We start from the raw sequence: 11,157 nt of genomic DNA, 5'->3' as shown, positions 1-11,157 counted from the left end.
GACGCCGCGCGGCCTCAGACGGGCGAGGGGGCTAGAGGTAGCCCTTCGCCCGCAGGTTCTGTTCGATGCGCGAGTGCACGTCGCCCGGCGTCAGCGCGAGCGACGTGCCGGTGATGCGCTCGTAGGCGGCCACGTACTTGGTGGCCAGGTCCACGCGCACGTCGTCGGGAATCGCGGGCAGCGCGCCGTGGCCGGAGAAGTTCCGCTCGCGGATGAGCCACTGGCGGATGTTCTCCTTGTCCAGCATCTTCTGGTCCTCGCCCTTGGCGAAGCGCGCCTCGTACTCGTCCGCCACCCAGTAGCGGCTGGAGTCCGGGGTGTGCATCTCGTCGATGACGAAGAGCTCGTCGCCCACCTTCCCGAACTCGTACTTCGTATCCACCAGGATGAGGCCGCGCGTGCGCGCCCACTTCTGGCCCTCCAGGAACAGGCCCCGGGCGGCCTCCGTGATGCGGGCCCAGTCGCACGGCGTGGCCAGCCCGCGCGACAGGATCTCCGCCTCGGAGATGGGCTCGTCGTGCTTGCCGTACTCGGCCTTGGTGGACGGGGTGAGGATGGGCGCTTCGAAGGCGCTGTCCTTGCGCAGGCCCTGCGCGAAGGGCACCCCGTAGGCGGTGTGCGTGCCCTTCTCGTAGTCGCGCCACAGGCTGCCCGTGAGGTAGCCGCGCACCACCACCTCCACGGAGAAGGGCTGGCAGGCGCGCGCCACGGTGACGTTCGCGTCGGGCACGTCCAGGACGTGGTTGGGGACGATGTGCTTCGTGCGGTCGAACCAGAAGGCCGCCAGGCGGTTCAGCACCTCGCCCTTGAAGGGGATGGTGGTGAGCACGTGGTCGAACGCGGAGAGGCGGTCGCTCGTCACGAGGATGAGCGTGTCGCCCTTGCGGTACGTGTCGCGAACCTTGCCCTTGTAGGGCGTGCCGAGCGACGGCAGGTCCGTCTGGCGAAGCGTGTGGGTGAGTTGCGCGTGGAGGGCGGAGGTGTTCACGTCGGAGGCGCCTCGCGGCCCCGGCCACTGACCGCCGGAAGGCGGCGGGAGCGGGGCCAGCTCATGAGGCGCGCGACTCTACTGGAGGCCCGCCGCCATGGAAGCAGGACCGTAGGCGGATGCCAGATAGAGGAACGCCGGGTTGATCCGCAGGATGCCGTCCACGTAGGCGACCGCGTACGGCGCGCCCGCGGCACGGTCCACCTGCACCGCGCCCTCCGGCTGGATGTCCCAGAGCGCCAGCAGCGTGCGCGCCACCAGCTCCGCGGCCTCGCGCTCCGACAGGCCCTGCAGGCTCTCCCGCCGGTCCTCCGGCCAACGGTCACCCGTCCGCGCGTCGAAGACGAACTGGAGGCCGCTGCCCGCGTCCGGCGGCTGGAGCAGGTCCGCGCGGGACTCGAAGCCCGGCACCGCGACGAACTCGTTGCCCTGGATGATGGGGAAGAGGGCGACGCCCTGCGCGGACTGCCCGGCCTCCTGCTCCGACTGGCGGGCGATGTCCCGGAAGAGCTCCAGCCGGACGGCCGGGGACTCGAACTCCACCACTTCCGGCGAGCTGCTCAGCGCCTGCCGCGCCGTGAGCGACGGACGCACGGGCGTGCCCGCGCCACCGCACGCGGTGGTGAGGAGCGACAGCGACAGAAGCAAGCCAGGGACCCAGCGACGCATCAGCGGGAATATACCGATCACGCGGACGCACCACCAGCTAAACTCCGGGGCATGCGTCCAGGTGCGGAGCTGACTGTCGTCCTTCATCAGACCCGTTCACCCGACAACCTGGGGGCGGTCTGCCGGGTCATGGCGAACTTCGGTTTCGAGCGACTCATCCTCTCGGAACCCGTGGTCCAGGACTTCAGTGCCGCGGAGAAGATGGCCGTGAAGGGCGGCCACATCCTTTCGGGCATGCGCGTCGTCCCCACCCTGGCGGAGGCCCTGGAGGACTGCGTGTACGTGGTGGGCACCACGTCGCGCACCCAGGTGGAGAAGCGCACCCCGCTGACCCCGGAGGACGCAGCGCGTCGGCTGGCGGAGGAGAGCACGCGGGGGCGGGTGGCGCTCTTGTTCGGCGGTGAGCAGCGGGGGCTGTCCGACGAGGACCTCACCCACTGCCAGGACCTGCTGGTCATCCCCACGTCGGACGTGCAGCCGTCCATGAACCTGGCGCAGTCCTCCGCGGTGCTCCTGTACCTCTGCCACCGGCAGGGGCTGACGGACGCGCCAGTGCCGCCCCCGGAGGAGGAGCCCGGCGCGCGGCTGGGGACGCTCAACGCGCTGAGCGGGCGCATGCGCGCGGCGATGCTGGCGGCGGACTTCCTCAACCCGCAGGCGCCGGAGCACGTGCTGCATGAGCTGGAGCGGACGTTGATGCGTGCGCGGCTGACCCAGCGGGAGGCGGAGCTGTGGCTCAACGCCTTCAAGCATCTGGGCCGCGCGGTGGCGCCGGGGACCTCCCGCGGGTAGGCGGGGGGCCGGCGCCACACGGAACAGCCGGGGCGACTTAGGCCGCCGCGTCCTTCTTGTAGGTCTCGGCGTAGTGCTTCTCGCACAGGCCGCCCTTCAGCACCTTGATGCGGCACTCCGGCTTGGAGCACACGCGGTAGCGCGAGTGGGGCAGCTCGCCCTGGCGCCACTTCTTGAAGTGGAAGAAGCAGTAGCTCTTCGCGCGGTAGGGGCGCTTGCAGCCCTCCACGGTGCACGCCTTCTTGCCGCTGCCCTTGGCGGTACGCGGCCAATGGGTGAGCTTCGTCGTCTGGGTGGCCTCGGCCATGGTACGGACTCTCCTGCGAATCGATGCTTGGAAGACCCGCGGCGCCACCTGGGGGTGGATCCGCCACGATGTGAAGGCGGACGGTGTATCGCCGGGTTTCGCGGAACGCAAGGAGCCTGGAGACCCTGCGGGGCCCCGGAGGGCCCAGCCGTCAGGGGGCGGCCAGGCCGTCATCGGCCTTGGGAATGCCGCCCGACTGGCTGGCCGGGGTTCGAGGCACCGGGGAGAGCAGCTCCTCCAGGACGGAGCGGGCCCCGGCGGCGCGCTCGCCCGGCGCGCTTCCGGCCGCCAGCGTGGAGGGCGGGGCCTCCACCAGGGGCAGGTCCTCCAGCTTCACCTTCACCGTCATGGGGCGGCCCAGCCGGCGCAGGTTGAGCCGGATGTGCTGGCCCACGCCGCGCGCGGCCACCTGCCAGCGCAGGGTGTGCGCCCGCTCCACGGACAGCCGGTCCATGTTCAGGATGATGTCGCCCGTGCGCAGGCCGGCGCGGGCCGCGGGGCCGTCGTCCACCACGTCCGTCACCACCACGCCCCGGCCGCGCGGGTTCAGGTTGAACGCCTGCGCCACCTCCGGGGAGAAGTCCTGCACGCTGATGCCCATCCACCCCCGGCGCATGCGCCCGTGCGTCTTCAGCTGCGGAATCACCGTCTTCGCGATGTCGATGGGGATGGCGAACCCGATGCCCTGGCCGGACACGTTGACGGCGTTGGCCACCGCCACCACGTCGCCGTGCAGGTCCAGCACCGGCCCGCCGGAGTTGCCCGGGTTGATGGAGGCGTCAATCTGCACGTAGTCGAAGTCGCCGTCGCGGCCGTTGGGCGTCACGTCCGTGCGGCCCAGGTAGCTCACCACGCCCACCGTCACGGAGTGCGCCAGCCCGAACGGGTTGCCGATGACGACCACCCAGTCCGCGATGCCCACGTGGGACGCGGACGCCAGCTTCAGCACCGGCAGCTTCCGGGGCGCGTCCACCTTGAGGAGCGCGCAGTCCGTGCGCTCGTCCTCACCCACCACCGTGGCGGGGAACTCCTCCACGTAGCCGTTCGCGCTGCGGATGGAGATGGAGACCTCCGAGGCCCCGTCCACCACGTGCGCGCTGGTGAGGATGTAGCCGTCCGGATGGATGATGAACCCGGAGCCGATGCCGCGCTGGGGCTCCTCGCCGGGGGCCACCTCCGCGCTGTCCTGGCGCGTGGTGATGGACACCACGGCCGGCATGGCCTTGCGGGCCACGTCACTGATGTTGGAGTGCTGCCGGGAGACGGCGCGGTTGCGCGCCTCCAGCCACAGCTTGTCGGGTGTCCGTGCTCCGGCGCTGCCTGCTGCTCCCAGCGCGCACGCCAGCACCGCCACCCTGATGACGCCCCCGACCTGCGTCCAACCCATGGGCCCGCCTCTCCACCACCGTCCAACCCAACGCCCCGGCGCAACCTAGGCACGGGGCACGGCGGGCGGAAGGGGGAGGCCTGCGATCAGCAACCGGCCCCGTGGCGCGACGTCGCCTACTTCTTCTTGGCGATGATGTTGTTGATGGCCGCCCGGTCCTCGGCGGTGATGCGCTCGCGCGGGCCCGGGGTGTTGCCCGGGGCGTTGGCGGACTTCTGGGACACGGCATCCTTCGCGTCCTCCAGCGCGCCCTCCACGCTGCCCTTCACCCTGTCCATCGCGGAAGGGTTCACCGAACGCTTCCAGGTGCGCTCCAGGTGCTCCAGCGGGGAGCGGCCATCCACGTTGCCCCGCGCCAGGAAGACGCCCAGACCCACCGCGCAGGTCGTCCAGACCAGGAACTTCAACACGCCCATGATTCACATCCTCCTACGTCGTCTTACATCGACCCCGGTCGCATGGCGAGTTTCCTGACACGGGGTTCGGGAGTCGCTGACAGGGGGCCTGGGGACCCTTAAGGTCCACGGGCTTGCAGCCCGAAGAACTCATCAGGGCCGCCCAGACGCGGGCGGCGGGATTGGACGTGGGGCGGGGGGACGCGGCGCTGGAGCGCGTGCGGGCCCAGGCCTCGGCCTTGTTCGCGAAACTGCCGGAGCCCCCGGTGTACCGGCGCGCGGAGGACCCGTCGCGCAAGGCGGCCCAGGCGCTGCTGCCGGAGATGGAGCGGGTGCTGGCGGAGGCCTTCGCGGTGGCCCGGGAGCCGGCGGTGTCGCCGCTGGTGGACCGGCTGGTGGCGGCCCTGCGCGCGCACGCGGAGGCGCTGGTGCACACCGCGGACGGCCGGCTGGAGGCGGCGGAGCTGGCGTGGCGCCGGGCCCAGGAACTGGAGCGGGCCGCGCACCCCACCCGGCAGATGGTGGGGCAGCCGTCGCGGCCGCCGCCGGTGTTCGACAAGGGAAGCGGCCAGTCCCGCTACGACCCGCGCAACGCGCCCCAGGCGACGGTGAAGCTCGTCTGCCCCAACACGGGCTGCAAGCGCATGGGGGACTACGCCTTCATCCCGACGCACGCCTACCACCGCTTCGTCTGCCCGGCGTGCCGGGTGCCCTTCCTGGCCTACTTCGGGGAGCTGCGGGCGCTGGAGGTGGAGCACCGGCGCAGCTCCAAGCGCTACCGCTTCACGGTGGACGAGGTGGGCAGCGCCGTCACCACGCGCATCGACTTCGAGGAGGCGTCCGGGCAGGAGTTCCCCGCGGCCCGGCGCGACCTGCTGGCCTTCCTCTACACGGAGCAGCGCGAGCTGAAGGCCGTGGTGAACCTCACCAACGGGAAGCTGATGTGGGTGAGCCCCGCGTCGTCGTGCTTCGTGGTGACGGCCGCCTTTGGCGAGGGGGCGCCGGAGCTGGTGGCCTTCCGGGCCTTCCGGGACGACGTGCTCAGGAAGAGCCGGCTCGGCCAGGGGTTCATCGACGGGTACTATCACTGGGGCCCTCCGCTGGCGGCGTGGGTGGTGCGCCGGCCGCGGGTGAAGGCCGGGGTGCGCTGGGCCCTGACGCGGGTGCACGGCCGCCTGACACGAAGGGAACGCGGATGACACTGCAGGCTGGGACGGAAGGCACGCCGCCGGGCGCGCGCGGGGACAAGGCCAAGACGGCGTTGGCGGTGGTGGCGGTGCTGGGCCTGGCGGCGCTGGCGTTCCTGGGCGTGCGCGAGGCGCAGCGGGCACGGCTGGTGCCGGACGGGGCCGCGCCGCCGTCCTTCGAGATGACGAAGCACGCGGGCGGGTCGCTGGCGCTGTCGGACCTGAAGGGTCGGGTGGTGATGCTCGACTTCTGGGCGACCTGGTGTCCGCCGTGCCGCGAGGAGATGCCCTCGCTGGTGAAGCTGGCCAAGGAGTACGAGTCCCAGGGGCTCGTCTTCGTGGCGGCCAGCCGGGACGACGGCGCGACGGCCCCGCAGGAGGTGGACTACTTCCTCCAGCGCTTCCAGCCGGAGCTGCGGCCCTACGTCGTGTACGCGGACGACACCGTGGCGCGGGCCTTCCAGGTGAACGCGCTGCCCACGCTCTACTTCCTGGACCGGGACGGCAAGGTCATCGACGCGCAGCGCGGCATGCTGTCCGAGGACGGCCTTCGCCGCCGCATCGAGCGCGCCCTCAAGCGCTAGACTGGAGGGCATGACCCTCTACGACGCGGACACCGTCGACGCGTGCTCCTGGCCGGAGACGCCGCAAGCGCGGCTCGCGCGCGACTACTTCGTCCCGCTGATGAAGCGCGGCAGCACCACCTTCCTCAGCGACCGCACCACCCTGCGGCTGGTGGCGATGGACGACCTGCGCATCCCGCTGGCCATCAACGACGCGGAGTACGACAACTCGCCGCTGCACTCGACGTGGGTGCGCTACATCGGCCTGCCGGTGGCGGCGGTGACGGCGGAGACGTATGGCGCGGCGCGCGCGGTGGTGATGCGCGGGGTCATGCGGACGCTGGGCGCGATGCTGAAGGCGGCGCGCATCGACAAGTGCGTCTACGTGGACCACTGGCTGGTGCTGCGCAACCTGCACGTGAGCCTTGATGAAGCGCAGGTGGAGCGCCTCACCGCCTTCCTGGTGGAGCAGTTCCCCGGACACGCCATCGTGTTCCCCGCCATCAACCCGGCGAGCGCGTCGCCCCTGCTCAACACGCTGGCCGCGCGGGACTACGGCTTCGTGTACGCGGCGCACACGCGCATGACGCTGCCCACGCAGGACGTCAGCCGGCAGGTGCGCGAGAACCGGCGCCGCGACGGGCGGCTGCTGGAGGCCGCGGGCTACCGCATCGTGGACGGGCGGGAGATGCCGGACTGCGCGCCGCGGCTGCGGGAGCTGTACCGGTCGCTCAACGCGGACAAGTACCACTCCACGCTGGACTACACGGAGGAGCTCTTCGCGTGGACGCTGCGCGAGGGGATCTTCCAGTACAAGCTCGCGGTGAAGGACGGGCGCGTGGATGGCTTCTACGCCACCCACACCAGCCAGGACGTCGTCTGGTCCCCCATGTTCGGCTACGACCTGGCGCTGCCACAGGAGCTGGGGCTGTACCGCGGACTGGTGCACCGGCTGATGCAGGACGCGCTGGAGGTGGGGCTCACCATCGAGCTGGGGCCGGGCTCGGATCCGTTCAAGAGCCTGCGCGGCTCGCAGCCGGTGCCCCGGTGGTCGGCCTTCCACGTGAAGCACCTGTCGGGCTTCCGCCAGTACGCGTGGCGCACGCTGCAGCGCTACGTCAACGGCGGGGTGCGGCCCGCCGCGAACGCGATGCTGAAGAAGATCGACGGGGATGCGGCCGTCGGCTTCGGCCCGCTGACGCTGCCCTTCACGCCGCCCACGGGCCAGACGCCGCGCGAAGCGGCCCGGGCCCTGCGCGAGCAGGTGGACGGGCTGGAGGCGGCGGTGGAGGCCGCGGCCCGGCTGGAGGGCGAGGTCCGGCTGCAGGCGCTTTCGCCGCTGTCGCAGACGCTGCACAACTGGCCGCAGCCCATGCCCCGCGTGGTGGCCCTGCGCGAGCGGCTGACGCGGCTGGAGCAGGAGGCGCGCCGCAAGCCCGTGCAGGCCGCGGCGCCCATGAGCGTGCCGCCCGAGGACCAGGCCCGCCAGCTGCTCCAGGACGCGGCGCGCTGGGGGGACACGTCGCTCGTCGCCGCGCACCTGGGCGAGGCTCCGGCCCCGCACCTCAAGGCGCTGGTGGAGGCGCTGCGGCAGGCGGCGGGCAGCGTGGGCGTGGTGCTCACCGCCACGCGCGGCGGCAAGGTGGTGCTGGTGACGGCCGCGAGCGAGGCGCTCCGGGGCCGGGGCGTGGACGCGGGCCAGCTCATGGCCCAGGCGGCACCCTGCGTGGACGGCAAGGGCGGCGGCTCCCCGGAGGTGGCCTGGGGTGGCGGGTCGCGCGCGGACGGCATCGACGCGGCGCTCACCGCGACCCGGCGCTTCGTGGAGTCGCGGCTGGCCGGGCCGGTGCCGTCCGGCGGCGTCGGCTGAGCGTCAGAGCACCTGGCGCACGGCCTCCTCCAGCTTCGCCTTCGGCACGGCGCCCACGACCTGCTTCACCACCTTCCCGCCCTTGAAGAACAGCAGGGTGGGCATGGCCCGGATGCCGTACTGCTCGGGCGTCCTCGGGTGGTCATCCACGTTGAGCTTCACCATCTTCATCCGGCCCTTGTACTCGGCGGCCAGCGTGTCGATGACCGGCGCGATGACCCGGCACGGCGGGCACCAGGTGGCGGTGAAGTCCACCAGCACCGGCTCCTGCGACTCCAGCACCTCGCGTTGGAACTCCGCGTCGCCCAATTCAATGACGTTGCCAGCCATGTCCATCCTCCCTGCGCTGCGTGTCCAGGGGATGTAACCGCGGGCGGGGGCGGGGAGGAGCACCCCGCGCGGGACGCATTGTTCCGCCAGGAGCCCTATTCCTCTTCCCACGGGAGCGCGGCGCCGCGCGCGGACAGGAGCTTCAGGAAGGCGCGCACCTTGAGGGGCAGCTGCCGGCGGCTCGGGTAGACGGCGAAGATGGGCAGGCCCGGGGGCGTGTCCGCCGCGAGCACCGGGACGAGCAGCCCCGTGCGCACGTCGTCCGCCACCAGCGAGGCCGCGAGCCGCACGATGCCCAGGCCCGCGCGCGCCGCCGCCTGGCCCGCGCGCTCGCTCGGCACGCGCAGGCGGCCCGTCACCGGCACCGTGCGCGCGCTCCTGCCCTCGCCGAAGAACCACACCTCGTCGGTGCCGGACTCGGCCAGGAGGATGCACTCGTGGCCCGTCAGCGCCTCGGGTGTCCGGGGCGTGCCGTGGCGGCTCAGGTAGCTGGGGCTGGCGTAGTAGCCCGTGCGCAGGCGTCCCAGCCTGCGCGCCATCAGCGACGAGTCCGCGAGCGGGCCGGTGCGCAGCGCCAGGTCGTACTCCTCCGCGATGAGGTCCACGTGCGTCTGCGCGAGCGACACCTCCACGCGCAGCCGGGGCTGGTGCAGCAGCAGCTCGGCGATGACGGGCGTGAGCAATTCGCCCAGCAGGGACAGCGTGGCGATGCGCAGCGTCCCCTGGGGCGTGCCGCGCGACTCGCTGACGGCCGCGTTCACCTCGCGGGCCTCGGCGACGAGCCGTGCGCAGTGCGCGTGGTACTCGCGGCCCGCCTCGGTGAGGCGGAGTCTGCGCGTGTTGCGCTCGAGCAGCCGGATGCCCAGGCGCTCCTCCAGGGCCGCCAGCCGGCGGCTCACCGTGGACTTGCGCAGGCCCAGGCGCTCCGCCGCGGAGGTGATGCTGGCCGTCGCCACCACCTCCGCGAAGAGGACCATGTCATCCAGCAGGGGCGGGTGGGCGGCCACGAGGGCTGAGCCTATGCCCCTGCCGGAAGGGGCGCGAGCCTCTCGCGCGAGGCCGTCAGTCGTTGGCCGCACCCGCGAGGATCCACGAGCGGACCAGGATGTTCAGGCCCGGGTGCTGATCGAAGTACTCCGGCTTGCTGGCCGGCATGCGGTCTCCGCACCCGGTGCCCTCCATCTTCTGGATGAGCGCCGAGTGGTCCGGGTCTCCGGGCGTGACGCGCTGGAGGCTGCCGCAAGCCCTGGCGGCGACGTTGATCAGGCTTGCGTGGCTGCTGCCCGCCGCGAGGCTCAGGTTGCCGGCCTTGCCGTGACACTTCGTGCACTCCACGGAGTTCCACAGGGCCTGGACGTCCGCGCCGTAGCGGGGCACCGACACGGGCAGGGTGACGGTCCGCACCACGGGCAGGCCCACGCCATCCGAGACGCTCACGGAGAAGGTGAACGCGGTCTGGGTCGCGACGACGGGCGAGTACCACTGCGCGCTCTCGCCGGTGGTGCTGCCCAGCCAGGTACCCGGTGTGCTCGGAGCGCTCTGAGTCCACGCGTAGGTCAGCGGGTCGCCATCCGGGTCGCTCGCGGTGACGCTGAACATGCCGATCGCTCCGGCCACCAGCGACGTGGGCGCGGTGACGCTCACGGTGGGCGGCTGGTTGGTCTTGCGCACGGTGACGTCGATGGCGCCCTCGCTGGAGCCGCCCCTGCCGTCGCTCACGCTCACCTTCAGCGTGAAGCTCTGGGTGCTGTCCACGTCAGGCGCGGTCCAGGAGGGCTGGGCCGCGGAGGGGTCGTCGAAGGTGCCCGCTGGGGAGGCAGGCAGCTGCGTCCAGGTGTAGGTGAGCGCGTCTCCGTCCGCGTCCGACGCCTCCAGCGTCATCGCGACGGGTGTGCCGGACGTCACGCTCGCCGCTTGCACCGTGGGACCACTGACGGTCGGAGCGGTGTTGGGGATGGGGGAAGCCTCATCGCCACAGGCGATGCCTCCCAGCCCGATGACCAGCACGGGCAGCACGAGTCGTAAGGGAAGGTGCATGGGGGAACCTCGGAACACGGGTGCCTTCCAAGCTGGTATGCGGTGGTCATTTCCACCCAGTGTCCTGGGGGGATGGACAAGGCAGGCTGACGCACGTTGAGGGTGCGCTGGAAGGCAGGCAGGGAAGAGAACGCCATGTTCCGAATCGAGTCAGAGAAAGAGTTGCTGCGCGCATTCCGCTCCAGGGATCGCAAGTACGTCGAGCTGCCCAAGGGCACCCGGCTCCCGCTCTTCGTCCGGGACTACCTCGCGTGGGTGGATCCCTATGGGGTGCGCGTCTTCCTCGTGTTCGTCGCGCCCGGGAGCAAGCACCCCACGGGCATCGCCTTCCGCAGGGATCAACAGGGGGACCCCACCCTGGCGCCCAAGATGTGTGACTGGTGCTGGACGTCCACGGACGCGGAGATCGGCCTGCTCACCACGGATGTCGACTCGAAGCGCCGGGTGGGCGTGAACCTCTGCCTGGACCTGCGCTGCGGTGAGCGGCTGGAGGCCCTGGCGGACCGGGCCGGGCGCAGCACCCTGGACGAGAACGCCCAGCTGATTCAGCGCATGGCGCGCTTCGCGGCCGAGGCGTTGGGTCACGAGCCCGGGGCGGACGAGTGATGCGCGGGCCCGCATCCGGGCCCGCG

The 11,157-nt window shown here is 71.7% G+C and carries 13 protein-coding genes; 5 read left to right on the top strand and 8 right to left on the bottom strand.

All coding sequences use genetic code 11. The features are described 5' to 3' along the window. Positions 1–31: 31 nt before the first annotated feature. Together D7W79_RS03275 and D7W79_RS03270 are read right to left on the bottom strand one after the other, a co-directional pair. A complete protein-coding gene (locus tag D7W79_RS03275) occupies positions 32–988 on the bottom strand; it encodes a phosphoribosylaminoimidazolesuccinocarboxamide synthase (RefSeq protein WP_120523860.1) in 957 nt (318 codons plus the stop codon). Positions 989–1,066: 78 nt separating this feature from the next. Further along, entirely contained in the window at positions 1,067–1,657 is a 591-nt protein-coding gene (locus D7W79_RS03270; protein ID WP_120523859.1) for a hypothetical protein, read from the bottom strand. 51 nt (positions 1,658–1,708) lie between these two features. On the opposite strand from D7W79_RS03270, the gene D7W79_RS03265 reads away from it, so the two are divergent. Then, positions 1,709–2,449: an RNA methyltransferase gene (locus D7W79_RS03265; RefSeq protein WP_120523858.1), complete on the top strand. Its 741-nt coding sequence runs from the start codon at positions 1,709–1,711 to the stop codon at positions 2,447–2,449. Positions 2,450–2,486: 37 nt separating this feature from the next. On the opposite strand, the gene D7W79_RS03260 is transcribed toward D7W79_RS03265, so the two are convergent. The 3 genes from D7W79_RS03260 to D7W79_RS03250 all read right to left on the bottom strand — a co-directional run bounded on the left by D7W79_RS03260 (position 2,487) and on the right by D7W79_RS03250 (position 4,559). Continuing rightward, a complete protein-coding gene (locus D7W79_RS03260) occupies positions 2,487–2,756 on the bottom strand; it encodes a vegetative protein (RefSeq protein WP_120523857.1) in 270 nt (89 codons plus the stop codon). A 151-nt stretch (positions 2,757–2,907) separates the two neighbouring features. After that, the gene (locus D7W79_RS03255; protein WP_120523856.1) at positions 2,908–4,143 is read right to left on the bottom strand and encodes a S1C family serine protease; all 1,236 of its coding nucleotides are present in this window, start codon (positions 4,141–4,143) and stop codon (positions 2,908–2,910) included. Positions 4,144–4,259: 116 nt separating this feature from the next. Continuing rightward, a complete protein-coding gene (locus tag D7W79_RS03250; RefSeq protein WP_120523855.1) occupies positions 4,260–4,559 on the bottom strand; it encodes a hypothetical protein in 300 nt (99 codons plus the stop codon). Between the two features lie 113 nt (positions 4,560–4,672). Between D7W79_RS03250 and D7W79_RS03245 the strand changes: the two genes are divergently transcribed. The 3 genes from D7W79_RS03245 to D7W79_RS45630 are packed head-to-tail and all read left to right on the top strand — an operon-like array spanning position 4,673 to position 8,158. Continuing rightward, entirely contained in the window at positions 4,673–5,737 is a 1,065-nt protein-coding gene (locus D7W79_RS03245; RefSeq protein ID WP_120523854.1) for a CFI-box-CTERM domain-containing protein, read from the top strand. Further along, on the top strand, positions 5,734–6,309 hold the full coding sequence (locus tag D7W79_RS03240) for a TlpA family protein disulfide reductase (RefSeq protein ID WP_171432969.1): 576 nt from the start codon (positions 5,734–5,736) through the stop codon (positions 6,307–6,309). The genes D7W79_RS03245 and D7W79_RS03240 overlap by 4 nt, the downstream gene beginning before the upstream one ends. 10 nt (positions 6,310–6,319) lie before the next feature. Beyond that, positions 6,320–8,158, top strand: coding sequence for a DHHA1 domain-containing protein (locus tag D7W79_RS45630; protein WP_120523853.1), 1,839 nt, complete (start codon positions 6,320–6,322; stop codon positions 8,156–8,158). Between the two features lie 3 nt (positions 8,159–8,161). Here the strand turns inward: D7W79_RS45630 and trxA are convergent, their stop codons facing one another. The 3 genes from trxA to D7W79_RS03220 all read right to left on the bottom strand — a co-directional run bounded on the left by trxA (position 8,162) and on the right by D7W79_RS03220 (position 10,525). Further along, positions 8,162–8,488 carry a thioredoxin gene (trxA, locus tag D7W79_RS03230; protein WP_120523852.1) on the bottom strand — a complete coding sequence of 109 codons (327 nt, stop codon included), beginning with the start codon at positions 8,486–8,488 and terminating at the stop codon, positions 8,162–8,164. A gap of 95 nt (positions 8,489–8,583) precedes the next feature. Then, positions 8,584–9,495, bottom strand: a complete 912-nt coding sequence (locus D7W79_RS03225) for a LysR family transcriptional regulator (protein WP_120523851.1) — start codon at positions 9,493–9,495, stop codon at positions 8,584–8,586. Between the two features lie 55 nt (positions 9,496–9,550). After that, positions 9,551–10,525: an Ig-like domain-containing protein gene (locus D7W79_RS03220; RefSeq protein WP_120523850.1), complete on the bottom strand. Its 975-nt coding sequence runs from the start codon at positions 10,523–10,525 to the stop codon at positions 9,551–9,553. 135 nt (positions 10,526–10,660) lie between these two features. Between D7W79_RS03220 and D7W79_RS03215 the strand changes: the two genes are divergently transcribed. After that, complete coding sequence (locus tag D7W79_RS03215; protein WP_120523849.1) at positions 10,661–11,131, top strand: FBP domain-containing protein; 471 nt, start codon at positions 10,661–10,663, stop codon at positions 11,129–11,131. Positions 11,132–11,157 lie beyond the last annotated feature (26 nt).

Source organism: Corallococcus exercitus, assembly GCF_003611585.1.
Classification (GTDB): Bacteria; Myxococcota; Myxococcia; order Myxococcales; family Myxococcaceae; genus Corallococcus; species Corallococcus exercitus.
Note: the sequence above shows the minus strand (reverse complement) of the source record. Positions and strands in the feature narration are given on the sequence as shown.